The following is a 24,352-nucleotide window of genomic DNA, read 5'->3' on the forward strand; positions in this document are numbered from 1 at the left end:
ACACGCCTCATCCCGCCAGCGGCCCCGGCTGGGCAAGATAGGTGGTGCGGATATGATGGGCCGCCCAGTATGCAAGGGCGGCGACCATGCCCGTGGGGTTATAGCCCGTCCCCTGCGGAAAGGCGTTCGCACCGATCACGAACACATTATGCACATCCCACGACTGCAGGTAGCGGTTGAGCGCGCTGGTCTGCGGGTCTTCGCCCATAACGGCACCCCCGCCCAGATGGGTTGTCTGGTACTGCCGCGTATCGAAGGGCACGCCGAATTCACGCCTGACAAGATGGGTACGCCGCGCGCCCATGGCCTTCGCCACATCGCCAATCCGGTCAACCACATAACGGTTCATGCGGATGTCGTTGTCCTTCCAGTCGAAGGTCATGCGCAGGAGCGGCTGGCCGTAAGCATCTTTCCATGTCGGATCGAGATCGAGATACACATCCCGATAGGCCATGTTCGCCCCATGGGCATCAATGCGCAGGGAATGGCGGTAGGTATCGATCATCCCCGCCTTCCACGCGCTGCCCCAGCGCGGTGTACCCGGCGGGCCACCGGCATTGGCGGCGGCGATGGCCCGGACCCCGGCCTGATTGACCCATACGGGCGATCCCCCCACGAAACCCAGTGGCCCGTGGTCGAAATTCTCGCTGTTGAAATCATCGAACGCCACGCCACCGCCGCCCGCGCCGATATACTGGTTGGTCTCGACCTTCGGGTCGAGCCAGACGGTGCTGGTCGTCACGTTCTGGTAGACGAAATTACGGCCCACCACCCCTTCATTATGAACCGGGTCGTATGGCCTGCCGATGCCCGACAGCAGCATGAGGCGCACGTTATGGAACTGGAACGCGGTCAGGATCACCAGTTCGGCGGGCTGGGTAAACACCTGCCCCTGCGCATCGGTATAGGTCACGCCCGTTGCGCGCCGTCCATCCGCATCCTTTTCCACCCTGAGCACATGACAGCGCGGGCGCAATTCAAACAGCGGGTGACGCCGCAGCACGGGCAGGATGTTCACATTGGGCGATGCCTTGGAATACATGTAACAGGCATAGCCACTGCAATAACCGCAGAAATTGCATGGTCCCATCTGCACGCCATACGGATTGACATACTGCCGTGACGCATTGGCGGCAGGCAGGGAATAGGGGTGGAACCCCACCTCCGCCGCCGCCTTGCGGAACAGGTGGGCGGTGTAGACATCCTTCAGCGCGGGCAGCGGAAAAGTATCGGAGCGTGAAGGAGAAAAAACATTCCCGTTCCCCACCACCTTTCCGTCAACCATGTAGGCTTCGCCCGAGGTGCCAAACACCTTTTCCGCCTTATCGAAAAAGGGTTCGAGTTCCTCATAGGTAACGCCGTAATCCTGAAGGTTCATCCCTTCGGGAATGAAGCGACGGCCATATTTTTCGATCACGCGCGAACGCAGGCGCAGGTCATCGGGGGGCATACGGAAATGCACGCCCGACCAGTGCAGCCCCGCGCCGCCAACCCCTTCACCGGGCAGGAAGGCGGACATACGCCGGTAGGGCAGCGCCGTCTGCTGGCTGTTGTTGCGGATCGTGACGGTATTTTTTGAAAGATCCTGAAACAGCCTGTACCGGAAATTGGCTTCAAGTTCGTCCAGCGAAGCAGGATAGGCACCGTCCGCCGCCGTGCTGCGGTCCGCGCCGCGTTCAAGCATGACGACCGAACGCCCGGCTTCGGTCATTTCCTTCGCCATGATCGACCCGGCCCAGCCGCCACCCACGATCACCACGTCCACCGGCCTGAGCCTGCGTGCATCCGCGCTCATGCCGTCTCTCCCGAAATGGAAATGCTGCCCAGCGGGTAATGCGCGCCGTAGCGGTCCACCCAGTCCATGAAGTCCGCCCGCGCGCCGGGAAAGCCCAGCATGACCCATCCACCCAACCGGGTATTGCCGCCATGCACGGGATCGGAAAATGCCCCTTCCATCACATTGGCCAGCAACTGATCGAAGAAAACCCGGGACGGGATGTCACCAAACGCCAGCGTGCCCTTTTCCGCCGCCTGCAGCAGTTCATCCTGCACAGATGGCGCAAGGCTGGCGAACGGCCTGCCATGACGGGTTGCCGCATGCGCGTTCATACCCGCGATGCCGCGCCGGTACAGGGTGCGGGGATCATAGGGTAGCTGGTAGCCCAGATTGTCCGGCCCCTGAACGAAAGGCCCGTCCATGAACCACTGCGCGCCGTGGGCGTAGGGGGTATCCATCTGCATGTCGAGAAAACGCGGCACATCCAGCGCCAGCGCGCCGGGGCCATTTTCATCGGCAGGGATCAGCCTGTCACATGCGGCGAGAAGGAAATCCCATTCCGCGCCATCGAAAAAACGCGGTGTGTAAGCCTTTGCGGGAGGGGTGGCGGCCCGCATGCGTGAACTGAGGAATGTACTGCAGGCAGCAACCCCGGCGACCCCCTGCATGAACCGTCGTCGTGACGAAATATGTCGTAAACCGCTAATACCCAAAAATGCCTTCCCGCCACGCCTTGCGTCTATTGGTATCGTGAACATTCACTATACCCGCATGGAACGGAGGGGTGCCTAGATCATTTTTCCACTATTTTCAGGCTCACAAGAAAATATGATCGGCAAACCGACCATCCTGCTATGACGATGCGGCTTTCTGCGCGGCCAGCCGTTCAAGGCGCGCCTGTTTGCGTGCGGCCCGTGTTTCCCGCCACGCATCCACTGCCGAACGACGGGGACGGGCGGAACCTGCGCTCCCTTTTGCCCCGGCTGCCTTACGGGGGCGTCTGGCTGGCGTATCCGCCCTGGCCGTCTTTGACGCAACGGCGGGGGATTTACGTTTCTTCCCTGCGACCGCCCCGGATTTTGGTGCCGCGCGCTTATTCCGTGCGGGGGATGTGACTTCTTTTTCCATCATGTCGGCTTTGGGACCCGTGAGCCTGCCCCCACCTGTTTCTACTGGCGGTGCATCGGCAATGCCTGCATCAGCCTTTGCGCGCGACGTTCTGCTGACGCTTTTTGTGCCCGCAGCCTTTGCGGCGGCGGCGGCTCCCCCCTTTCTCCGCCGCACGGCAGTAGTAGCGGGCGGTTCGGCGGCGACCGAAGATCCCGCTTCCGCACTGGCCTTGCGGCGTGAGGGAGCGGTTACGGGCTTTGCAGGCTTGCTCATGTCATGACCTCAAATACTGCGTTTAAATAAAATATCCTGATCCGGCTGCCTGCTCTGGCAGGCGGAAACACCGGTGCGCCGTGCCGCCCCGAAAGATGGAGTGGAGCGATGGATACACGACAATGTGAACCTTCCGGCAGGCCATCCATTCCTGTCAAGGCTGCACGGGGCGGAACCGGCTTTTTTCCGCCATTTCCCGGTCATGCTGGGTGGACCTGTATCCGTCGGTTATGGTCACGAATGCCATAATGCTGATGGTTGTCAGGCTGCATGGCGCTGGCATGTTTCCATCTGACCGGGAAAGGGCGCAATCGGCCTGCAAAGCGCCCGTTCCTTGACCCTGCATGGGGCGCGCAATATCCACATCCCATGCGCTTTTCCACTTTCCTGTATCGCAACATCAGCCTTGTCTGCATGGCATCCGTAACCGATACCGCGATCGGCTATCCGCAGGCGCTGGTACGCCGCATCGGCCATCCGGTCATGTGGATTGGCGCGCTGATCGACAGGCTGGACCGCACGCTCAATACCCCTGACCGCACGCCATCGCAGCGCAGGGCGAACGGTTTTATCGCCACAGGCCTGATCGTTGCGGTCCCGACCGCCACCGCATGTCTGGCCGCACGACTGCTGCACCGCATCCTGCCGCGCTGGCTGGCCTTACCCGTAACCGCCATCATGGCCAGCGCATTCGTGGCGCAGCGTTCGCTGCATGATCATGTCATGATGGTGGCGCGCGAAGCCGAAACCAGCCTGCCTGCGGCACGCAGGGCAGTATCGCATATCGTCGGCCGCGATCCCGAACAGCTTGATGAGGCCGGTGTGCTGCGCGCGGCGACCGAGACACTGGCGGAAAACTTTTCCGACGGGATCGTGGCCCCGCTTGCATGGATGGCGGCGGGTGGACTGCCGGGGGTAGTCTTCTACAAGGCCGTCAATACGGCAGACAGCATGATCGGCCACCGCACCCCCCGCCATGACGCTTTTGGTTTTGCCGCGGCAAGGCTGGATGATGTGGTCAACCTGCCTGCATCCCGCCTGTCGGCGCTATGGATCATCCTTGCCGCCGCCACCATGCCCGGCATGCGGGCGGGTGCGGCAGTGCGCATCCTATGGCGCGATGCCCGCACCCACCGTTCCCCCAACGCGGGCTGGCCGGAAGCGGCAATGGCGGGCGCGCTGGGCATAAGGCTGTCGGGGCCACGCAGCTATAACGGTGTGATTACCCCTGAACCATGGGTGGGCGACGGCTCCGCCGACCTGCGCCCGCGTGACCTGTATCGCGCGCTGGCGCTATACCGTCGCGCCTGCCTGATCCAGACCGTGGCCGCCATGTCAGTTGTGGGTGCATGCGCACGCCGCCTGCGCCGCCGCTGACAGCGGACGTACCGGACGGGCCAGTCGCAGCAGGCCATCGATATCCAGATGGGTTTCCAGATGGTCGGCCAGCGCGTCCAGCGCGGCATCCACCGTCCGGTCATGATCGCAGCCATGCGACTGCGCGCCCAGCCGCGCCAGTAACGCCGCCCGCGCCGTGCCATCCGCCAGCAGGCCGTGGACATAAGTACCCCATACCCGGCCCGAAGGACTGACCGCCCCATCGCGCCTGTTGCCCAGATCAATCAGCGGGCGGCGGTCATGGTCGGGGCCGTGCGTGCGGCCGATATGCATCTCATACCCCCGCAGGGCCGCGCCTTCGGGCAGAAGATGGCCGCTCACGTCTTCCAGCCGCTTGCTTCCCCCAAGTTCGGTCGTGACATCCAGCAGTCCCAGCCCGTCCACCGTGCTGGGTGGACCTTCGATCCCATCGGGATCGGCAATGCTGCGACCGAGCATCTGGTAACCACCACAGATACCCAGCACATGACCGCCCCGGCGCATATGGGCCTGAATGTCGATATCCCAGCCTTCCTGTCGCAGCACGGCCAGATCGGCAATCGTGGCCTTGGCCCCCGGCAGGATGATCAGATCGGCTTCCGGCAGCACCGTCCCGCGCGGAACCATGGTCAGTGATACGCCGTCTTCCGCCGCCAGCGGGTCCAGATCATCAAAATTGGCGATCATCGGCAGGCACGGCACCACAATGCGCACACGCCCCTTGGCCGTCCTGCCGCCGGGGGCAAGATCGGCTGCGTCCTCCGCTGGCAGGTCACGCACACGGTCGAGGAATGGCACCAGCCCCACGGGCTGCCAGCCGGTCCGCCGGGCGATGGCCTCCATCCCCGCTGCGAACAGGGAAGGATCACCACGCATACGGTTGACGATAAAACCCCTGATCCGCCGCGCATCATCGGGGGCCACCACCACGTCCGTGCCGACAAGGCTGGCGATCACCCCGCCCCGATCGATATCGCCCACCAGCACCACGTCAATATCCGCCGCCTGCGCGAAGCCCATATTGGCGATGTCATCGGCACGCAGGTTTACCTCCGACGCCGATCCCGCCCCTTCCACCAGCACGATATCGGCCTGTGCGGCGAGTGTATGGAAACTGTCCAGCACTTCGGGCATGAGGCCCCGTTTGAAGCTCTGGAAATCACGGGCGCGGACCTGTCCACGCATCTGTCCGCGCACCACCAGTTGCGATCCGGTCATGCCCTGTGGCTTGAGCAGGACGGGATTCATGTCAACCGACAGCGCCACCCCGCAGGCACGCGCCTGAAGGGCCTGCGCACGCCCGATTTCGCCCCCGTCAGCCGTGACGGCGGCGTTGTTGGACATGTTCTGCGGCTTGAAGGGACGCACGCGCAGGCCACGCCGGGTCAGCGCGCGCGCAAGTCCCGCCACCAGCACCGACTTCCCCACGCTGGAGCCGGTGCCCTGAAACATGATGGCGCGCGGTGGCATCAGAACTCGATCCCGGCCTGCGCCTTCACCCCCTTGCGGAAGTGATGGGCGACCTGCGTCATTTCCGTGACCAGATCGGCGGCCTCGATCATGGCGGGACGGGCGTTGCGGCCCGTCACCACCACATGCTGCATGGCGGGACGTGCGGCGATATCGGCCAGCACCGTATCAATGGGCAGGTAGTCGTAACGCAGGGCGATATTGAGTTCGTCCAGTATCACCATCGATACATCCGGGCGCTTCAGCGCGGCGCGGGCCTGTTCCCATGCGATACGGCAGTTTTCGATATCGCGGGCACGGTCTTGCGTGTGCCACGTAAAGCCCTCGCCCAGCGCATGCCATTCCACCTGATCGCCAAACAGTTCCAGCGCCTTGCGTTCCCCCGTATTCCACGCCCCCTTGATGAACTGGACCACCACGATCCGGCCGCCATGGGCCAGGGTGCGCAGCGCCATGCCGAAGGCGGCAGTGGATTTGCCCTTGCCCGCGCCGGTATGCACGGCAAGCAGTCCCTTCTCGATCGACTTGCTGCTGACCTCACGGTCCTGCACGGCCTTGCGTTTGGCCATTTTCTCGCGGTGGCGGGTTTCTTCTTCGGGGGTAAGGGTCATTTCAGCTCCATCGGCAGGCCAGCTACCACAAAGACAACATGCGCGACCTCGCGCGCAAGGGCCTGATGCAGCAGACCGGCCTCATCACGAAAACGACGCGCCAGCGCATTATCGGGCACGATCCCCTGCCCCACCTCGTTCGATACCAGAACGGTTGGCCCCATGCGGCGGGCGAGGGCCGCCAGCAGCGCCTGCGTCGCGGCTGCGATATCATGTTCCGCGAGCATGAGATTGGTCAGCCACAGGGTCAGACAGTCCACCAGCACCGGCCGGGCACCGGCGCCGTCAAGGGCTGCGGGCAGGTCCAGCGGCGCTTCGCGCGTATGCCAGCCTTCCCCCCTGCCCGCGCGATGCCGCGCCACGCGACGGGTCATTTCATCATCATGGGGCTGGCAGGTGGCGATATAGGTCCATGGGGTCGGCCAGCGGGTAAACAGCCCCTCCGCAAAGCGGCTCTTGCCCGAACGCGCGCCACCCAGCACCAGCGTGCAGGCCAGCATGCCGGTCGTTCCATCCTGCGGGGGAACCGCCTTCATTTTATTCTCCACCATCTTGCATCGGGACGCATAAGACCACACAACTCCTGCCATGCCATCCCGTCTTTCCTTCCCGTCCGACATGGCCGCGCTGCGTGCGCTGTGTCACGATCTTCCGCCACCCGATGGGGCGGCGCGGAGCGCCATTACCCACCGTGACAGCCAGTTGACCAAGCCCCCCGGCAGCCTTGGCCGGCTGGAGGAACTGGCCTGCTGGGCGGGCGAATGGCAGCATACGGCCCACCCCCGTGCCGAACGGGTGGATATCATCGTTTTCGCCGGGAACCACGGCGTAACCGCGCAGGGTGTGACACCGTGGCCCACCGATGTCACGCGCCAGATGGTGCTCAATTTCCGCAACGGCGGGGCCGCCATCAACCAGATCGCCCGCGTGGCCGCCGCGCGGCTGCATGTGGTCGAAGTGCAGGAGCTGCGCCCGACCGCCGACCTCACCCATGCCGCCGCCATGGATGAGACCACCTTCATACAGGCCATCCATACCGGCATGCGGGCTGTCCGGCCCGATACCGACCTGCTGTGTCTGGGCGAGATGGGGATTGGCAACACCACCCCTGCCGCCGCCATTGCCGCCGCCCTGTTCGGTGGGGGCGGGATTAAATGGGCCGGGCGCGGCACGGGGCTGGACGACGCGGGCGTGCGCCACAAGGCGGAGGTCATTGATCGCGCCCTGATCCATCACGGCAATACGCTTGATGACCCGCTGGAGGTCGCCCGCCGCCTTGGTGGCCATGAGCTGGCCGCCATACTGGGGGCCACCATCGCCGCGCGGTACATGAACATTCCCGTGCTGGTGGACGGCTACATCTGCACCGCGGCCCTCGCGCCATTGCAGCAGATCAACCCGCAGGGCCTGGCCCATACCCGGCTGTCGCACTGTTCAGCCGAAGGGGGGCATGCACATCTGGCGGCGGCCCTTGGCATGGAACCCCTGCTGGACCTGCGCCTGAGGCTGGGAGAAGGATCGGGCGCGGGGCTTGCGGTCCCGCTGGTGCGTGCGGCGGTCGCCTGCCTGTGTGGCATGGCCACCTTCGCGCAGGCGCAGGTCAGCGACCGGCAATGAGCACGCTGGCCCGCCTGCGCGCCGATCTGGTCTGCGGCATCGGCCTGCTGACCCGCCTGCCCACCGACTGGCTTGCCCGTGGCAGGCTGCCTTATTCCATGGCGCGCAGCATATGGTGCTGGCCGCTGGTGGGCGCGTTACTGGGGGAAGCGGCGGCCATGGTGTACGCCGGCCTGCTGCAACTGGGCATAGCGCACCTGCCCGCCGCCGGGTGGAGCATCGCGCTGCTGCTTCTGGTATGCGGCGGCCTGCATGAAGACGGGCTGGCGGACATGGCCGATGGCTGCGGCGGCGGGTCCGATCGCGCGCGCAAGCTGGAAATCATGCGTGACAGCCGGGTGGGCAGCTATGGGGTCATGGCGCTGGGACTCGCCCTGCTGGTACGTGTCACCGCGCTGGCGGCCATGCCGGGACGCACCGCGCTGCTGGCCATGCCCGCGGCGGGCGCGCTGGCGCGGGCGTGCATGGTGGTGGTCCTGCGTCGCCTGCCCCCGGCCCGATCCGACGGGCTGGCAAGTTCCATGGCCTATCTGCCGGTTCAGGCGTTCGTGGCCTGCCTGTGCCTTGCGGGATGCACGGCGGCCCTGCTGCTGCCCGCGCCGCGCATGACCGCAGCCTGCATCGTGGCGGCGCTGGCAGCCGCCCTCATGTGCCGGTTCGCGCGCTGGCAGCTTGGTGGACAGACCGGAGATGTTCTTGGTGCAACGGCAGTTGTGGCGGAATGTGCGGTTCTGACAGCCCTGTGCTGAAGCGGGCATCACCCTGTTCGACCACACGTACCGACCCCATTGGGGGTGACGGGGCCAGAAGGCTGCCGGGCAGGCCATACATCATCCCCTGCATGAGCCGCAGCGGCCCGCCATGGGTTATGATCGCGCAGGACTGACCGAACTGCTGCATTTCGGTCCAGAAATGCCGCACGCGGGCACGGAGTTCACGCCCGCTTTCCCCACCCGGGGGCGCAAAGCCGCCCACATCGGCTGCCCATTCATCAAGTGCCGTGCGGGAGATGCCGTTCCACGGACGCCCTTCCCATTCCCCGAAACTGATTTCACGCAGACGTGAATCCACCCGCAGGTCCAGATTCATGAACCGCGCCACCCGTTCCGCCACCATCCGGCAGCGCCGGGCGGGAGAAGAGAACATGACGCGGCACCCCGCCCCCTGCATGACGGTCCGCAGGCCGTCGGCCATGCGCTCCCACCCATCGGCAAGGGCCACGTCCTGCTGGCCATAGCACAGGCCTTCCACGCCGGTTACGGCGGGATGGCGTGCCAGCACAACTGCAAAACGCCCCGTCATACGCACCTGCCTTCCAACATCACCCCATGAACATCCGCGAAGTTCATCAACATCGCCAGAAGATGGATAAAGGGGCAGCTACCCGGTGGGAACATGCCGCCCTTCCCCATCGCCACCGCGCATGCAGTGACGCCAGTACATACAAGACCGGAGAAAGCATGTTTACAAATACAACCGTGTTCTGCATATCGGCGTTCGTAGCGTCATATCTGTGAATCTGCTGATACCCTAGGTCTGCACCAGCGAACTCCAGACCGGAAGGATACAAAGCGCCATGCGCGTATGGGCCTGTGCCTGCCTGCTCCTGTACCTGCCAGCAAGCGCCAGCGCCGCCGGCCTGTACAGCGCGCCCCGTCCCACACTTGCGTGTGAGGATGATGCGGCCCTGCGCACCCTGTCCGACCATACCCAGATGGCAACGCAGTCCCCCGCACAGCGCCAGACGCTGATCCGGCAGGGCAACTGCCATGCCGTCACCCCCGATATCCGGTGGGAGAAGATCGCCAACCGCAACGGGCTGCCGCTCATGCGCCGCGTGCCGCCCGAACCGGGGCTGCCGCCGCTCTATTTCATGACGGATGACATAGCCCCGCTGCCTGCCCCGCCCGCCAGCACGCAGCCCCATGCCGCCGGACATGATGCCGATCCCGTAGCCGCCGCTGCCCCACCTGCGGATCAGCCTGTCGCCCCCGATGCGCCCGCCGTTATCGTGCAGCCAATGGAAACGCCGCAACCGACCGATCTGTTTTTCATGACGCGTGGATTCCAGAAGCTGGGTTCGCTGGTACTGACCCTGATGCTGGCAGGCGGCGCGGGCTGGGTCCTGATCCTGATCCTGCGTGCGGGACGCATCATGATCCAGCGGCGCAGGGCGGTACGGATCTGCATGGAACTGGCGGAACGGCACCGCCCCATGCTGGCACGGTGGTACATGCAGGCCCGCACCACCACCACACTGCCGCGCAGCCGGACGCCGTGGAACACGCAGGTCGAACGCTTCATGCGCACCACCACCATTCCCGCGCTGGAAAGTCAGGGTCTCGGCCCGTTATGGCCCGCCATCCGCAAGCGGGTGCATGCCAGCATCACCGCCATGGCGGCAGGTGCCGCCACCAATCCGCCAGACCGCCCCGCGATAACGCCCGGCACCTATCACAAGGGCATGAACCAGGCGGAATATGCCGCCTTCTGTTCCCACTGGATCGAGAAGGCCGGGTGGGAAACGCGCCCCCCCGTGGCCACGGGCCTTGGGTCAGATATCCATTGCAGCCGCAATGGCCTGAAAATGCTGGTCCATTGCTGGATTGACCACAAACCCGTGCATGATGACGTGATCTGGCAGGGCATACGGGGCAAGGTCGATGGCAGGACCGATATCGGTATCATCGTCTCCAACGCGCCTTACACGCAGGAGGCGCTGGCGCTGGGCAAGAAGCACCGTGTCTTCCTGCTGCATCATGAGGAAGTATTCAGGTTCGTATCGGGCATAGAAGTGCCCGATGTCGCCTGAGACATAGCCACCGCAGCGTTATTCGCGCGCCTGCGCCGCCGCCAGCGCATTAAAGCACATGGCGGTCGCCTGCGCCTGTGTCGGGCTGGCATCAAAAAAACTGGTGTCATCCACCCGCTTCTGCCCGGTCATGCGCTGGCTGCAGTAATCGAACAGCGAGCGGCTGTCGCGCACGCGCGCGCAGTTGAGCAGATGGGCAAAGCTGACATAACCGGCATGGCTGGCGCGGCCGGTCACATAGGCCGCGCAGTGCTGCAGCACGGGTGATGCGATCCTGCGGGCCATGATATCGGCATAGGCGGCTTCTTCGCGCGCGGTGCATGTGCTGGTACGGGCGGGATCACGGCCTGCTGCACAGTAATGCGCCATCGCCCCGTGCAGGTAACCGCCCTCGGTCTCCGAATGGGCCCAAGGGGTATCCGCCACACGCTGATAATGGAACACCGCCGCCGCGCGCCCCGGCAATATGGCGCGGAATGGCACGGGACGCGAACTACAGTACAGCGTCATGTCATAATGCCCGGCATCATCCTGCGGGGTCTGGAAATCCAGATAGAGCGGATTGAGCGGTGCGGGACACAGGCGCTGCCCCGATGGCATGACGGGGTTTTGCCCCTCATCCACGCGGTAGAGCAGATGGCCTTCATTCCCCTGGGCCAGAGTGACCTCGATCCGTTCGCCGTTGGTCAGGTCAATCCCGCTTTCCGACAGACGCAGTTCACCCGTCCCGTCCGCCGCCTGCCTGTCCTGTGGCTGCAGGACGAAATATTGCGGGGCATCCTGTGCCAGTTCGCTGCCTTCAAAACGCTCGTTATCAGCATGGGCGGGAATGGAAAGGCCCATGGCGGAAAGCAGCATCACTCCCGTCATCACGCTGGCGCGCAATGCCGCGTATCCGGAATCCTTTTCAAGCATGGCGACGCGACTCTTTTCATTGACTAAACTATAGGCAATTACTGCTAAAGTTTCAAAAATTTGGATTATTTTTTAGGCATGATACCTTTATTTGAGGCAGTCATGCTTGTCAGTTGCTATTCTGTCTGACAATGTCCGCGGCAAAACAACACCTGTGATGCTGCGTGGTATTTCTTTTTTGTCCCTTCCATATCAGACATTTAGGGCGACAGGCGTGCCAACCTTCCCTCAACTGCGGCAGGGCAGCCAGCATCCGCGACCGGAACCGTCCGGTTCCTGTACATTACTCTCCCCCACCCCGACAATGCCGGTGCCCGTCAGGGCGCGTGCCGCCCACCGTCCGCCGGGAACGGGCAGCGGGGTTTCCACCGTGCGACCGCCGCGCATCCGTGCAGGGGCGGCGCACGCCTTCCTCCCTCTATCTATGACCATCATGGCGGAGACCATAGCATGAGCAAACCGGACCCCGCGCTGGAAGACAGCACCCACATCCTGCCCGAACAGGATGACGACGGCTATCACAAGGCTCTGGGCGGTCGCCAGATCCAGATGATCGCCATTGGCGGGGCGATCGGGACCGGGCTGTTCCTGAGCGCGGGATCGCGGCTGCAGGCGGCGGGGCCGTCGCTTGCGCTGGTTTACCTGATATGTGGCGCCTTCTCGTTCCTCATCATGCGCGCGCTGGGCGAACTGGTGATGTACCGGCCCACATGCGGCAGCTTTGTTTCCTACACGCGGGAATTCCTCGGTGAAAAGGCGGCTTTCGTCGCGGGATGGCTGTCCTTTTTGAACTGGGCCATGACCGGCATTGTCGATATCACGGCGGTCGCGCTGTACATGCATTTCTGGGGCACGTTCGCCAGCGTGCCCCAATGGGTTTTCGCCCTTCTGGCGCTGTGTATCGTCACGACGCTGAACATGGTGGGGGTGAAATGGTTTGGTGAGATCGAATTCTGGTTCTCCCTCATCAAGATCGTGGCGCTGTGCCTGTTCCTTATCGTCGGCAGCATCGTGCTGGGGGTGCGCATGCCGGTTGCAGGTCATCAGACCGGCCTGCATCTGATTGCCGATAATGGCGGGCTGTTTCCACATGGGGCCATAGCCTGCCTGCTGCTGGTGCAGGGGGTGGTCTTTGCCTATTCCGGGATCGAGCTGATCGGCACGGCGGCGGGGGAATGCGCCGATGTCCGCACCGTTCTGCCGCGTAGCATCAACAGCGTCATCTGGCGCATCGGGCTGTTTTACGTGCTGTCCGTCGTGCTGCTGGTCAGCCTTCTGCCGTGGACGGCCTATCACGCGGGCACCAGCCCGTTCGTAACCTTTTTCCAGGCGCTGGGCGTGCCCGGCATAGACACGATCATGAACATCGTTGTGCTGACCGCAGCCCTGTCCAGCCTTAATTCAGGGCTGTATTCCACCGGCCGCGTCCTGCGGGCCATGGCGCTGGGCGGGGCGGCACCCGCCCCCCTGGCACGCATGAACGCAAGCTCGGTCCCGGCCAACGGCATCCTGCTTACGGTTGCGGTCTATCTTGTCGGTGTCGTGCTGAACTACGTGGTGCCGTCGCAGGTGTTCGAGATCGTGCTGAACATGGCGGCACTGGGCATCATCAGCACATGGGCCTTCATCCTGCTCAGCCAGATCAGGCTGCGGCAGGCCGTGCGTAGCGGGCGGATTGCGTCCAGCGGGTTTGAAATGCCGGGCGCGCCCTTCACATCGTGGCTGACGCTGGCCTTCCTTGGCTGCGTGGTCGTGCTGATGATGTTCGACTACCCCAATGGCACATCCACTCTTGCGGGCATGCCGATCGTGGCCCTGCTGCTGATGGTGGGATGGAAATACCTCAACCCCGCGCGCCAGGCGGCTGCCGGGGAAAACGAACAGCCCGAAATCCCCACCACCTGAAACCGGCGGGAGAACTGCCATTCTCCCGCCTGTTCCCCAGCCATCCGGCCACGGAGTAACAGCAATGTCCTGACACCTTACCTGCCACACAGCATGTAGAAGGGCCGCACACCGCCTGCCCAGCACCAGTAGACCCGGCACGCACTGCCATGCGTGAAGGGACGCCCCGTTTCAGGAAATAACCTTCAGCCATGGTTTCCGTGATACGCGCCCACGCGGCAAAAGGCGTGGGCAATGCATCAGTCCGTACAGTACCTGCCATACAAAAAGATGCCGGTCGCCCCTGTCGGGCAACATTATACATTCCGATACCGGAATCAATATTATTCGTTACCTTTTCCGTTCTTCTCTTGCTCGCCAGCATCTCCGCGGGCCGGGCGGAAGATACGGGAAACGGACCACGTGCCGGGTCGCAGGCCCTGCATGAGGAATATGAACAGTGGTATACCGGATCGCTGGTTTCCCCCTCCGGCGCGCTGACGAAAAAGGGCGTTTTCGCGTGGGAGCCATATTTCTTCTACAACCAGCCCGTTGGCTATCTGGACAGTGCGGGACGGGGCATGCCCCTGTCGGACAAGGCGCATAGTGCCGCCAGCCTGACGCTGTACAAATACTCCATCACCAATTCCATCAGCCTGCAGATGACGCCGACCATAAGCTATGGCTGGCGCAGGGGGCACAGCACGACCAGCGGCCTGAAAATGGGCGACCTGCCGGTCGATGTCATGTGGCGCTATCTTGATGCCGATCCCAAGCGCTACATCCCCGCCCTGAGCCTGTTCGTGGGGGTGGGATTTCCCAGCGGTGACTACAGCAGGCTGGGCCGGTCGGAAGATGGCGTCGGCACGGGCACCTACACATTCCGCCTTGCCCTGACGGAACAGTCCACTTACGTCCTGCCCGGCCATCATGCGTTGCGGCTGCGCACGTGGGGCACCTTCCGCCGCGCGCTGACCAATGCCCATATTGCCGATGTCAGCAGCTACGGTACAAGTGCCGGTTTCCGGGGGCTGGCGCATCCGGGCATGTATGGCGAAAGCGGTTTCTCGCTTGAATATGGCGTCAACCAGCGATGGGTGATCGCCATGGATCTGGCGCGTGACTGGGCCAATGGCTCGGTCGTGCGCGGCCATAACGCGCAGGGCCGGTATCAGGATATACTGGGACAGTCCTCCGGCGACTGGCTGATCGCGCCCGCCATCGAATATAACTGGTCGCCCCGCTTCGGCGTGATCGCGGGCGTTTCGGCCCTGTTCGCGGGGCATAATACCAGTCAGGTCATCTCCCCGCAGGTGGCCTTCAACAGCATTTTCTGACGGGCTGCCCGATTTCAGGGCATGTCATACAGGCTCTGGATCGCGTCGGTATCCGCCCCACCCAGAAGGGCGAGGGCCAGAAGGATACGTGCCTGTTTCGGTCGCATGTGCCCGGCTGCCAGAATCCCGCGCTGCAGCAGTTCCTGCCGCTGCACTACGCCACCGCAATACCCGGCACTGGCCTGCACCACCACGATGCCCTGCGCCACGGCGGCGTCAAACGCGGCATTTTCCGCAGGCGTACACATACCCGGCAGCATGCCCGCCGAAACAAGCCCCCGCGCGCCCGCATGAGCAAAAGCACGGATCGCCACGCCATCCGCACCTGCATGGCTGTAGCAGATATCAACACGCGGGATCTCTCCCCCCGGCCCATAGCCCTGTGGCCAGCCGATATGCCGACGCGGCCCCATGCCGCGCCCGAAGAAAACCCGGTTGGCCTCGATCATGCCGACTGGCCCGAAATCGGGGGAGCGGAAGGTTTCAAGCTGATAAGTGGACGCCTTTGTCACTTCCTGCGCTGCATGGATTTCGTTGTTCGAGACGACCAGAACACCGCGCCCCGCCGCCTGTGGGGCGGAGGCGACCAGAAGGGCGGCATAGAGATTGGCCGGGCCATCGGCGCTGATCGCGCTGGCGGGACGCTGCGCGCCCACCACAACGACGGGACAGGGCACATCCAGCACAAGATCGAGGAAACAGGCCGCTTCCTCCAGCGAGGAGGTACCATGGGTAATCACCACGCCAGCGAGATCGGGCTGCGTTGCCACCGTCTGGCTGACCAGGGATGCCAGATCAAACCAGCGCGACAAGGTCATTTCCACACTATCGCAACTGGAAAACGGAATGCCGCGCACGACAAAGCGTGCCTGCACGTCCTCAGGCAGCGCGGCCAGCAGGTCGCTGCCGCCAAGGCTGGTGCCGATTTCCGCATAATCGACCGTATCGCGCGGGTCCATTGCCTGCCGGGCGATCGTGCCGCCGGTTGAGATGATGGCGATGACAGGACGGTGCATTCAGGCTTCCCCATGGATCAGGACAGGCTCCCGATCAATCACGCATGCAGCGGCCTGTCAAACCGTAACAGAACAGAAAATTACTGGTACAGTCCCGGTTCTGGTGCCCACCCGGTCAGCAGGTGACGACCGATTTCAGCATTTTTCCAGTCCACGGGATCATGCAGCGACAGGGTGCGCGCATCGCGCCAGTACCGGTCCAGCCCATTGACCGCATCCGTCCCCCGCGCGCCTGCCGCCGCCGGCGCATCCCCTGCCGCCCGCAATGCCGCACGCGTGGCCACCGATCGGGCGGCGCTGGCCGCCATCGCCACGGCATTGCGTGTCACGTGTCCCTGTTCATACCCGTCCAGCATCCGCCCCGCCTGCATTACACTGCAATACGCACCGAACAGATCCGCCCCGATTTCGCCCAGCAGGCGGCGGACATAGGGGTCCTGATCCGCGCTATCGACACCGGCGGTTCCCCATGGGCGCGCCCGTTGCGGCACAAACGCACAGACCGCGCGCAACGCGCCAATACCGATACCGGTCAGGATCGCGCTGAACCCGGCCTGAAACCGCAGGCTGACATGCTGCGGCAGGGGCGCATCTGGCGATAGCGCGTTCCACCGATCATCCACCTGGACATCCTCCAGCGTGACCGTGCCAGAATCGGTGGCACGCTGGCCCATCCGGTTCCAGTCATGGTGAAAGACAAGTCCCGCCGTATCGTGCGGGATAATATCCATGCGCACGCCATCGCGGATGGAGCCTGTCTGCTGGGCGCGAACCGGATCGAAAGACGAAACCGCGACCAGATCCGCACCCGATGCCCCGGTGGCATAAATCTTGCGACCGGATATGAAATGCGTGCCCTCCGGCCCCGGTCGGGCAAGGGTCTGGAGGAAGCTGTCCGCCGTGCGACCGTTTTCCGCCACGGCCATGCCAAGGATGGCGTGACCATCCACCACCCGGCGCGCCAGCGGGCCACGGAATGCTGCGGGCGCGTAGACAAATATCTCCCGCAGCAGGTCGTCATGCACCTTGTATATCTGTGCCACGGCAGGATCGGCCATGCCGATGCGCAGCATGATTTCGAGGGAGAGTTCCTGCGCAATCCCCATCCCGCCCCATTCGCGCGGCACCGCGAGGGCAAGGATGCCGGTGCGCTTCAGCGCGGCAATGGCCTGATGGGGATAGCCCCCGGTTCGATCCCGCTGGGCGGCCGTAGGGGCGATTTCGGTATCAAGGACGTGCTGCACACGCAGCAGCACCTCGCCCGCTGGCCCGGGAACGGACCGTGCGGGAAACAGGTCACGCAGTAAAGGGGGCAGCACGTGCCCTTCAGCCGGTGCGGTGGTCATGCCGCACGATAGGAAGGTTGGGCCGACGCATCAAGCGCCGTGCCCCCTGCCGTTCCGGCGGTGTGTATTTATCAGCCGCCTGCCTGCCTGCGGGCGGCTGCGCGGATATCGCTCAGCGTCAGCAGCCACATCACGAAGCCGCCCATGGCAAGACAGGCCCCGACCCAGCCGACGGATTCCCATCCAAGCCCGAAACTGATCGCCATGCCGCCCAGCATCGGGCCGATGGCGTTGGCCAGGTTGAACGCACTCTGGTTCAGGGCCGCCGCAAGCGCCTGCGCATCAACGGCCACGGTCAGCAGCCGCGACTGGATAACGGTGCCCAGCCCGCCACCACAACCGATCATGAACACGATGGGCATCATGCCCCACACCGAATGCACGGAACCGGGAAAACCCGCCAGCGCCGCCGCATTGACCAGAAGCGTGCCGCCAATGGTTGGCATCATCTTGCGGTCCGCCGCCCACGCACACGCCATGGTGCCCACGGTCATGCCCACACCGAATACCGCCAGCATGACCGGAATCATGTAAGCGGGCGCATGCGTGACTTCCTGCAGGATGGACGCAAGATAGGTATAGACGCAGAAAATGCCGCCGAACCCGATAACGCCAATACCAAGCGTAAGCCAGACCTGACGGTTCCGCAGGGCGCGTATCTCCGTCAGGGCGCTGGCATGGGGACGCGGCGGATCGGTGGGAACGAAACAGATGATGAGCAGCATCGTGCACAGCGCCAGTGCGGCGATAAGGACAAAAGCCCAGCGCCAGCCGACAAGCAGCCCCAGTCCGTTCGCCATTGGTACCCCGCCAATCGTGGCGATGGTAAGCCCCAGCACGACCCGTGCCACGGCCTGCGTGCGCCGGTTCGGCGGCACGAGGGAGGATGCGACGATACCCGCCGTGCCAAAATAGGCGCCATGGGGCAGCCCGCTTATGAAGCGGCACAGCAGCAGCAGCCCGTAATTGGGAACCAGCGCGGTCAGCCCGTTACCGATCACATACATCGCCAGCATGCCGATCAGCAGGTATTTACGGCTCTGTCTGGCGCCCAGCATGGCAATAAGCGGCGCGCCCACACATACGCCCGCAGCATAGGCTTCGATAGCATGCCCCGCCTGCGGCACGGTGACATGCATGCCTGCGGAAATCATGGGCACGAGACTCATGGCCGCGAATTCAGCCGTGCCGATGGCAAAGCCACCCATAGCCAGAATGAAAAAGATCAGGCCCGGATGAGGGGACGGACGAACAGGCGCGCTCACCCTTTTCCCGTGATGGGTCAGTGTATCGGTCATGCATTATGCTCTGGACAGAAATAAAAAAGGCGCACCTGAGTACGCCCGATATTTTTGGCCGATACACCCATGTCGGTCAGGCTACAACCCTGTCTGGTGCATTTCTGGTTACATAGAGTCCGTCACGCCAGCCCGAAAACATTTTGATGCGTCGTGACCGGAGGACAGTCATATGTCCACCATCGGTCATGCGGGGGTGGATATCCCTTCTGTCGAAGCGATGTTTCCCATTATCCGGGCATAAAAAAAGACGCCGGAGCGTCTGTCATTCAACCTTATGTCCTGCTGCCGCCGGCCATTCCCGCATGATCGCGGGAATTCCGGCTGCATGGGTGTCAGGACAGACGACCCCTGCTTCAGGCAGCGCGATCGGAAACGATCGTGGCAACCATCAGGGCAGCAATCATGGGCAGGAAAGCAACCATGGTCAGCGAGGACATGGCGTTGACGGAGTGAGCGATCATGGCGCTGACGTTTTCAATAAACATGCTTCAGTTCCTTGGGTGTTGTGTTGGTAAGCCGGACAGAACACCAGAACCGAAATACTATCAATAGAAATCCCCGGACAGTTTGGGTCTATTCTTCCTTAATTGCAGTATAAAAATAAAATACCTGATCAATAAGCAATCAGTTCCGGACAGTGACTATCCCTTCACTCTGGAACATCCGAAAAGATGCTGACAAAAACGGCAGAACGCACGCAGGACCACTCAGGCGCTGCCTCAACCTGATTAATCTTCAGGCAAATGCACATTTTTTAATCGGGGTATATCACGTTTTCGTGAACTGCTTTTATGGCTTTCATCCGACCATCAGGGGTGGACAGGCGGCAGGCAGATGGGAGCGATACCGACCCATCTAAAAAACAGTCGTATTTTCAATAGCCTGCACGGATGCTTCCGTCCAGCCTAAAAACACGTCATTGCCCATTGGGCGTAAAATGTGATCTCTCCCCGCCGCAATGCCCCGGTCAGGGCAGATCGGGGATATCGATTCCATAATCGTAGCGGCGCACGGCCTGCCCCATCACGGCCATGCCCGCAGGGGCATCCATGGGCGTAAAGCCGACTTCCACAAAGGTCAGGCCCTGATTCGCGGCAGCCTGATCCAGGGCAGCCTCCAGTTCGGCCGGGTCCTGTACACGCAGGCATAATGGCGCGGCCTCCCCACCCATGGCGGCTGGCAGGGCGGCATAGTCCCAGTTGGCAATGTCGTTATATGCCGCCTGTGGACCAAGGATCATGCGTTCGATGGTATAACCCCCGTTATTGATCAGAAACACCGTAATCGCGCATTTGTGCCGCAGCAGGGTGGACAGTTCCTGCGCCGTCATCTGGAACGAACCATCACCAATGAACAGCACATGCCGCCGGTGCGGTGTCGCCAGACACGCGCCCAGTGCGGCAGGCAGTGAATAACCGATCGCAGCCCAGACAGGCTGCACCAGCAGGCTGCATCCCGCAGGCAGGCGCGCATGCAGCATGGCCACCATGGATGAACCATTATCCGCCAGCACGACATCATGCGGACGCAGGAACTGTTCGACGCGCTGCCAGAATATGGCCTGTGTCCACCCGCCGCCCTGCGCTGATGCAACAGCGGGCGCGGTCTCTTGCTGCGCCCGCCACGGACTGCGGACGGGAGATGTTACTGGAGTGCGGTCCTGCATTACGGCATCAAACAGGTCCTGCGCCCTTATGCCCTGAATGTTTTCCCCATCGCATGTCATGCTGAAGGGCTGGACATCCACCATCGCCCCCGGCGCGATCCGCTGCGAAAAATAGCCGGAAGTGGAATCAACAAACCGCACGCCCAGACCGATGACACAGTCCGCCCCGTGTATATACGCCGCCACATCGGGTGCGGAGGCTGCACCCCCGTACTGCCCAAGCCATAACGATCCAGTTTCCGCCAGTTGCGTCCGGGCGGTAGACAGGGCGGCATAGGGAATATTGAAGTGCTGGCAGAACCGTTCGACCTGATCGTTCAATCCATACTGCCGCACCATGCCATCCACCAGCACGACAGGCTGGCGGCTCCGCGCGATCCGTTCCGCCAGCCGCCCTGCCGCGCGGACCAGAAGGGCCGGGTCCGATACCGGCATGGCGGGGGCCAGTGCAGGAATATCCGTTTCGACGTAACAGATGTCGGATGGAAACTGGATATAGACCGGGCATTTTTCCGTGTGCATCCTGTCCAGCACACGATCGGTTTCCACGCACGCGCTGGCCGGATGCAGGCGCGTGCAGGCAGCGGTAAACTGCTGGTAACAGGTCATGACGTTATCAAAATCGCCATCAGCCAGTGTGTGATGCACCAGCGCGTGCGACTGCACCGCATGCAGCGGGGGCATGCCGGAAATCACTACCAGCGGCACGCCTTCGGCACAGGCCCCCGCTACCGCGGAAAGTGCCGAAAGATCGCCAACCCCATACGTGACCAGCACGGCCCCGACGCCCGAAAGCCGCGCATCCCCATCCGCCGCATAGGCCGCGTTCAGTTCATTGCAGGCGCCAATGAAGCGGATGCCGGGCGTACGTTCGATCAGTTCCAGAAATTCGAGGTTATAGTCTCCCGGCACACCATAAATGCGCGAAACACCGCAATGACGAAGCCTGTCCAGCAGCATTGAGCCGATTGATCCGCGCATGGTCCTGTCTTCCTATCCGTTCGCGCCACACCGGGTGGTGCGCGCAGGGGAGTCAGTAAATATCAAAATCATTGTTCCCTGTAGAGGAGAACGCCATGCGCCGTTCGGTCATGTTCAGTATCCACGATGACATATCCGAACGTGTGCGGGGAAAGGGCAGACGGTGGAATATCGAGCGCATGCTGTAGAACTTGCGATACATGTTCTGGATACGCTGCTCCATCTGGCCCGGCGTACAGTTCTTGGGCCAGATATGACAGACCTGCCCGGGCCAGCGGTCAATGTCATCGGGATCAATGATCCGGCCCGCTTTCTTCATCCGTTCGAACAGGGCGGTGCCCTTTGTCGGGGTCAGGATATTGAAATAGGCCGCGGGGACCTTGTGCGCCTCCAGAAAGGAAAGGGTCGCGGCATATACATCGGGATGTTCGTCATCATAGCCGAAGATGAAATTGAGCGAGTAACTGATGTCGCGTCGGCGCAGGTTTTCAAACATCTCGCCATAGCGGCTGGATTTGTTCCACCCCTTCTTCATGCCCTGCAACATTTCGGCATCAATACTCTCGATGCCGATATTGACGTGCATCACCCCGCTACGGCGCGCGAGGTCGAGAAAGCCGGTATCAAGGCACAGGTTGGATGACCATAACGTGGACCAGCGGATGCCAAGCGGCACCAGACCTTCCATCAGTTCCATCGCACGACTTTTCTTGCCGCCAAAATTACTTTCACCGAAGAAGAAATGACTGCCCTTGTTCTTTATCCGCTCCAGTTCAGAGACCATCTGGTCCACGGGCCGCCAGCGATAGCGGCCGCCCAGATAAAACCGTTCCGAACAGAAATCGCACACGAACGGACACCCGCGTGAGGACTGCACCGCAAATGTGCGGAAGGGGCCGAACTTCTTCAGGTCCAGCAGATCATAACGGGGCGGTGGCAGGTCGTTGAGTTCCTTCAGCGGCGCGGCACGATAGATTTTCTGCAGCCGGTCGGCCGCCGCATCTTCCAGCATGGTCCGCCAGATGGGCTCGGCCTCACCCACGCCTACTGCATCACAGTGTTCGGCGGCTTCATCGGCATAGAAAAAGACATGCGGACCGCCCATGATGACCTTCACGCCGCGCCTGCGGAATTCAGCCGCGATGTCATAGGCCCGGGGGGAATGCAGGGTCCACGCCGTCAGCGCCACGACATCGACCGGAACGTCAAAATCGATATCCTCAAGCTGCTCATCAAGCAGAGTGACCGTCCATTCGCTCGGCGTCAGCGCCGCGAGATAGGGCAGCGCAAGGGGCACCATCTGTCGTCGCTTCGTCTTGAAAATCGTTCTGTCAGTCTTGGATTTGTAATGCGACGGCTGGATGATCAGCAGCTTGAGATCAGTCTTGGACATAGTTCAGCTCTATGGACCCGGATATGAAAATTTTCTGGATAAGTAATCCTTTAATCATATCGTACAATTCTGACCCCGTATGTCCACCATACGAAAGCACAGACCGCCTATTCATGCATTTTATATAAAGTGCATGTATCGGATATATCGAAAAAACTTATTATTATATATTTAATATATAATATCATTACTGTTTTTATATTATTTATTTACTTATGATCAGACTTTCATTCTCATCAAGAACCATAAAAGAACATATCAGCCTTAAACCTGTCGCATGTCTTTCCCCTGCTCCAAACACCGGTTGCGGACAGGACTTCAGAAACTGCGACCTTCACGCGCCACGCACGCACCAGCGGCCCATGGCCCCTACGCGGCGCAGGAGTCATACGACAGGAGTTTTGATCAGAAAGCCATGTTTGAACATGTAGGCTGGCCCGGATTCCATCGACGTCCGGGAGCGTGAGAGAGGGAACCGACGATGTAAAACCCCATCATCCGGTTTGGCGACCATGGCCGCACCAGCGGCTTACGGCCCCTTATATATCAGGTTCCGCCACTTTGCGCGGAGCGCCGTCATGTTCAAGCATATCGATAATGGCTGCTGAGGTTTCTTCCACCGATCGATGCGTCACGTTGATGACCGGCCATTTATGCCGGGCGCACAGACGGCGCGCCCAATGCAGTTCCTCATGCACGTTTTCAGGATCGATATAGGGTTTGACCGAGGTTTCGGACATGCCGGGCGCGACAATGGACCGCCCCGGCAGCATCATGCCCACGCGGGAACGACGGATTTCAAGCAGTGTATGCGGATCGATCGTAAGCCCTACGACCAGCCCCCTGAAATCCTCAAGCCCGGCCGGCAGCGGCGCATGCGGCACCAGCGGGATATTGGCCGCCCGGATACCCCGGTTGGCCAGATAGAAACAGGTAGGGGTTTTGGATGTACGCGAAACACCCACAAGCACCACGTCCGCTTTTGAAAGATCCGTGGTTTTCTGCCCGTCATCATGCGAAATGACGTACTGCATCGCATCAATGCGCCGCCGGTAGCTGTTATCCATCACATACTGGCCGCCGGGGTGACGTTCCGCCACGATACCGGTCTGCTGTTCCAGAAAATGGATGGTGCCATCAAGGATGTTCTTGACCTCCACCCCGACGCGCGCACACCCCTCACGCAGCATGACCTGAAGATCAGGAGAAGTAAGGGAGGACAGGACAGGTCCCGGTTCCGCCTCGATCCCCGCCAGCACGCGCGCCACCTGTACGCGGGTGCGGATCAGGTTCCAGCTACGGGGGGAAAATTCGGCGTCCTGAAACTGCGCACCACAGGCACGCATAACGGCTTCGAGCGCCTGCCCTGTCGCCTCGGATACAAGATGCAGGATAATCGGCGGCTCACTCATTAGATTCTGCCTGACCGGACGCCCCGGCATGAAACCGGGACGTCCTTTTCACAG

Annotated in this window: 22 protein-coding genes; 6 read left to right on the forward strand and 16 right to left on the reverse strand. The window is 62.2% G+C overall.

Features of this window, described 5'->3' with window-relative positions:
* Positions 1-7 precede the first annotated feature (7 nt).
* The 3 genes from ACBR42_RS03725 to ACBR42_RS03735 form a co-directional block, all read right to left on the reverse strand.
* Positions 8-1,795: a GMC family oxidoreductase gene (locus tag ACBR42_RS03725; protein ID WP_102323110.1), complete on the reverse strand. Its 1,788-nt coding sequence runs from the start codon at positions 1,793-1,795 to the stop codon at positions 8-10.
* Positions 1,792-2,445, reverse strand: coding sequence for a gluconate 2-dehydrogenase subunit 3 family protein (locus tag ACBR42_RS03730; protein WP_174234102.1), 654 nt, complete (start codon positions 2,443-2,445; stop codon positions 1,792-1,794). The genes ACBR42_RS03725 and ACBR42_RS03730 overlap by 4 nt, the downstream gene beginning before the upstream one ends.
* Before the next feature lie 184 nt (positions 2,446-2,629).
* Positions 2,630-3,160 (reverse strand): hypothetical protein, encoded by a 531-nt coding sequence (locus tag ACBR42_RS03735; protein ID WP_371207294.1) that lies wholly within the window; start codon positions 3,158-3,160, stop codon positions 2,630-2,632.
* A gap of 270 nt (positions 3,161-3,430) precedes the next feature.
* Between ACBR42_RS03735 and cbiB the strand changes: the two genes are divergently transcribed.
* The gene (cbiB, locus tag ACBR42_RS03740; protein ID WP_371207295.1) at positions 3,431-4,537 is read left to right on the forward strand and encodes an adenosylcobinamide-phosphate synthase CbiB; all 1,107 of its coding nucleotides are present in this window, start codon (positions 3,431-3,433) and stop codon (positions 4,535-4,537) included.
* Here cbiB and ACBR42_RS03745 read toward each other — a convergent pair.
* Genes ACBR42_RS03745 through cobU form a run of 3 tightly spaced genes read right to left on the reverse strand, consistent with a single transcriptional unit; the run spans position 4,496 to position 7,208 of the window.
* On the reverse strand, positions 4,496-6,007 hold the full coding sequence (locus tag ACBR42_RS03745; RefSeq protein ID WP_371207296.1) for a cobyric acid synthase: 1,512 nt from the start codon (positions 6,005-6,007) through the stop codon (positions 4,496-4,498). The genes cbiB and ACBR42_RS03745 overlap by 42 nt on opposite strands.
* Positions 6,007-6,618 (reverse strand): cob(I)yrinic acid a,c-diamide adenosyltransferase, encoded by a 612-nt coding sequence (gene cobO, locus ACBR42_RS03750; protein WP_371207297.1) that lies wholly within the window; start codon positions 6,616-6,618, stop codon positions 6,007-6,009. The genes ACBR42_RS03745 and cobO overlap by 1 nt, the downstream gene beginning before the upstream one ends.
* On the reverse strand, positions 6,615-7,208 hold the full coding sequence (cobU, locus tag ACBR42_RS03755) for a bifunctional adenosylcobinamide kinase/adenosylcobinamide-phosphate guanylyltransferase (RefSeq protein WP_371207298.1): 594 nt from the start codon (positions 7,206-7,208) through the stop codon (positions 6,615-6,617). Before cobU ends, cobO begins: the two co-directional genes overlap by 4 nt.
* Here cobU and cobT point away from each other — a divergent pair.
* Complete coding sequence (cobT, locus tag ACBR42_RS03760; protein WP_371207299.1) at positions 7,207-8,235, forward strand: nicotinate-nucleotide--dimethylbenzimidazole phosphoribosyltransferase; 1,029 nt, start codon at positions 7,207-7,209, stop codon at positions 8,233-8,235. The genes cobU and cobT overlap by 2 nt on opposite strands.
* The gene (cobS, locus tag ACBR42_RS03765; protein ID WP_371207300.1) at positions 8,232-8,984 is read left to right on the forward strand and encodes an adenosylcobinamide-GDP ribazoletransferase; all 753 of its coding nucleotides are present in this window, start codon (positions 8,232-8,234) and stop codon (positions 8,982-8,984) included. The genes cobT and cobS overlap by 4 nt, the downstream gene beginning before the upstream one ends.
* Here the strand turns inward: cobS and ACBR42_RS03770 are convergent.
* A complete protein-coding gene (locus ACBR42_RS03770; RefSeq protein ID WP_102323102.1) occupies positions 8,881-9,537 on the reverse strand; it encodes a histidine phosphatase family protein in 657 nt (218 codons plus the stop codon). The genes cobS and ACBR42_RS03770 overlap by 104 nt on opposite strands.
* A gap of 274 nt (positions 9,538-9,811) precedes the next feature.
* Here ACBR42_RS03770 and ACBR42_RS03775 point away from each other — a divergent pair, with 274 nt between their 5' ends.
* A complete protein-coding gene (locus tag ACBR42_RS03775) occupies positions 9,812-11,047 on the forward strand; it encodes a restriction endonuclease (RefSeq protein WP_371207302.1) in 1,236 nt (411 codons plus the stop codon).
* Positions 11,048-11,065: 18 nt separating this feature from the next.
* On the opposite strand, the gene ACBR42_RS03780 is transcribed toward ACBR42_RS03775, so the two are convergent.
* Both ACBR42_RS03780 and ACBR42_RS03785 read right to left on the reverse strand, forming a co-directional pair.
* Entirely contained in the window at positions 11,066-11,962 is an 897-nt protein-coding gene (locus tag ACBR42_RS03780) for a hypothetical protein (RefSeq protein ID WP_132304796.1), read from the reverse strand.
* Positions 11,963-12,190: 228 nt separating this feature from the next.
* Positions 12,191-12,397 carry a hypothetical protein gene (locus tag ACBR42_RS03785; RefSeq protein ID WP_146008487.1) on the reverse strand — a complete coding sequence of 69 codons (207 nt, stop codon included), beginning with the start codon at positions 12,395-12,397 and terminating at the stop codon, positions 12,191-12,193.
* A 15-nt stretch (positions 12,398-12,412) separates the two neighbouring features.
* On the opposite strand from ACBR42_RS03785, the gene ACBR42_RS03790 reads away from it, so the two are divergent.
* Positions 12,413-13,867: an amino acid permease gene (locus ACBR42_RS03790; RefSeq protein ID WP_371207303.1), complete on the forward strand. Its 1,455-nt coding sequence runs from the start codon at positions 12,413-12,415 to the stop codon at positions 13,865-13,867.
* Positions 13,868-14,058: 191 nt separating this feature from the next.
* Positions 14,059-15,183 carry a hypothetical protein gene (locus ACBR42_RS03795; RefSeq protein WP_102323098.1) on the forward strand — a complete coding sequence of 375 codons (1,125 nt, stop codon included), beginning with the start codon at positions 14,059-14,061 and terminating at the stop codon, positions 15,181-15,183.
* A gap of 14 nt (positions 15,184-15,197) precedes the next feature.
* On the opposite strand, the gene ACBR42_RS03800 is transcribed toward ACBR42_RS03795, so the two are convergent.
* The 7 genes from ACBR42_RS03800 to ACBR42_RS03830 all read right to left on the reverse strand — a co-directional run bounded on the left by ACBR42_RS03800 (position 15,198) and on the right by ACBR42_RS03830 (position 24,298).
* Positions 15,198-16,199: an asparaginase gene (locus ACBR42_RS03800; protein ID WP_371207304.1), complete on the reverse strand. Its 1,002-nt coding sequence runs from the start codon at positions 16,197-16,199 to the stop codon at positions 15,198-15,200.
* Between the two features lie 80 nt (positions 16,200-16,279).
* A complete protein-coding gene (locus ACBR42_RS03805) occupies positions 16,280-17,545 on the reverse strand; it encodes an acyl-CoA dehydrogenase family protein (protein ID WP_371207305.1) in 1,266 nt (421 codons plus the stop codon).
* A 71-nt stretch (positions 17,546-17,616) separates the two neighbouring features.
* Complete coding sequence (locus tag ACBR42_RS03810; RefSeq protein ID WP_102323095.1) at positions 17,617-18,843, reverse strand: MFS transporter; 1,227 nt, start codon at positions 18,841-18,843, stop codon at positions 17,617-17,619.
* 356 nt (positions 18,844-19,199) lie between these two features.
* The gene (locus ACBR42_RS03815) at positions 19,200-19,331 is read right to left on the reverse strand and encodes a hypothetical protein (RefSeq protein WP_371207306.1); all 132 of its coding nucleotides are present in this window, start codon (positions 19,329-19,331) and stop codon (positions 19,200-19,202) included.
* 482 nt (positions 19,332-19,813) lie between these two features.
* On the reverse strand, positions 19,814-21,493 hold the full coding sequence (locus ACBR42_RS03820) for an alpha-keto acid decarboxylase family protein (protein ID WP_371207307.1): 1,680 nt from the start codon (positions 21,491-21,493) through the stop codon (positions 19,814-19,816).
* A gap of 52 nt (positions 21,494-21,545) precedes the next feature.
* Positions 21,546-22,886, reverse strand: a complete 1,341-nt coding sequence (locus ACBR42_RS03825) for a radical SAM protein (RefSeq protein WP_371207308.1) — start codon at positions 22,884-22,886, stop codon at positions 21,546-21,548.
* Between the two features lie 539 nt (positions 22,887-23,425).
* Positions 23,426-24,298: a pyruvate, water dikinase regulatory protein gene (locus ACBR42_RS03830; RefSeq protein ID WP_102323092.1), complete on the reverse strand. Its 873-nt coding sequence runs from the start codon at positions 24,296-24,298 to the stop codon at positions 23,426-23,428.
* Positions 24,299-24,352: the final 54 nt, after the last annotated feature.

The sequence above is a fragment of the Komagataeibacter sp. SM21 genome, from assembly GCF_041402665.1.
GTDB classification, from domain to species: domain Bacteria; phylum Pseudomonadota; class Alphaproteobacteria; order Acetobacterales; family Acetobacteraceae; genus Komagataeibacter; species Komagataeibacter saccharivorans.

Coding starts and splice junctions, on each gene's coding strand:
- ACBR42_RS03725 (WP_102323110.1), bottom strand. CDS start 1,795: ATGAGCGCGGATGCACGCAGGCTCAGGCCGGTGGACGTGGTGATCGTG.
- ACBR42_RS03745 (WP_371207296.1), bottom strand. CDS start 6,007: ATGCCACCGCGCGCCATCATGTTTCAGGGCACCGGCTCCAGCGTGGGG.
- ACBR42_RS03810 (WP_102323095.1), bottom strand. CDS start 18,843: ATGACCGATACACTGACCCATCACGGGAAAAGGGTGAGCGCGCCTGTT.
- ACBR42_RS03770 (WP_102323102.1), bottom strand. CDS start 9,537: ATGACGGGGCGTTTTGCAGTTGTGCTGGCACGCCATCCCGCCGTAACC.
- cobU (WP_371207298.1), bottom strand. CDS start 7,208: ATGGCAGGAGTTGTGTGGTCTTATGCGTCCCGATGCAAGATGGTGGAG.
- cbiB (WP_371207295.1), top strand. CDS start 3,431: ATGGCGCTGGCATGTTTCCATCTGACCGGGAAAGGGCGCAATCGGCCT.
- ACBR42_RS03815 (WP_371207306.1), bottom strand. CDS start 19,331: ATGTTTATTGAAAACGTCAGCGCCATGATCGCTCACTCCGTCAACGCC.
- ACBR42_RS03775 (WP_371207302.1), top strand. CDS start 9,812: ATGCGCGTATGGGCCTGTGCCTGCCTGCTCCTGTACCTGCCAGCAAGC.
- ACBR42_RS03825 (WP_371207308.1), bottom strand. CDS start 22,886: ATGTCCAAGACTGATCTCAAGCTGCTGATCATCCAGCCGTCGCATTAC.
- cobS (WP_371207300.1), top strand. CDS start 8,232: ATGAGCACGCTGGCCCGCCTGCGCGCCGATCTGGTCTGCGGCATCGGC.
- ACBR42_RS03790 (WP_371207303.1), top strand. CDS start 12,413: ATGAGCAAACCGGACCCCGCGCTGGAAGACAGCACCCACATCCTGCCC.
- ACBR42_RS03800 (WP_371207304.1), bottom strand. CDS start 16,199: ATGCACCGTCCTGTCATCGCCATCATCTCAACCGGCGGCACGATCGCC.
- cobT (WP_371207299.1), top strand. CDS start 7,207: ATGCCATCCCGTCTTTCCTTCCCGTCCGACATGGCCGCGCTGCGTGCG.
- ACBR42_RS03830 (WP_102323092.1), bottom strand. CDS start 24,298: ATGAGTGAGCCGCCGATTATCCTGCATCTTGTATCCGAGGCGACAGGG.
- cobO (WP_371207297.1), bottom strand. CDS start 6,618: ATGACCCTTACCCCCGAAGAAGAAACCCGCCACCGCGAGAAAATGGCC.
- ACBR42_RS03820 (WP_371207307.1), bottom strand. CDS start 21,493: ATGCGCGGATCAATCGGCTCAATGCTGCTGGACAGGCTTCGTCATTGC.
- ACBR42_RS03785 (WP_146008487.1), bottom strand. CDS start 12,397: ATGATGGTCATAGATAGAGGGAGGAAGGCGTGCGCCGCCCCTGCACGG.
- ACBR42_RS03735 (WP_371207294.1), bottom strand. CDS start 3,160: ATGAGCAAGCCTGCAAAGCCCGTAACCGCTCCCTCACGCCGCAAGGCC.
- ACBR42_RS03805 (WP_371207305.1), bottom strand. CDS start 17,545: ATGACCACCGCACCGGCTGAAGGGCACGTGCTGCCCCCTTTACTGCGT.
- ACBR42_RS03780 (WP_132304796.1), bottom strand. CDS start 11,962: ATGCTTGAAAAGGATTCCGGATACGCGGCATTGCGCGCCAGCGTGATG.
- ACBR42_RS03730 (WP_174234102.1), bottom strand. CDS start 2,445: ATGCAGGGGGTCGCCGGGGTTGCTGCCTGCAGTACATTCCTCAGTTCA.
- ACBR42_RS03795 (WP_102323098.1), top strand. CDS start 14,059: ATGGTTTCCGTGATACGCGCCCACGCGGCAAAAGGCGTGGGCAATGCA.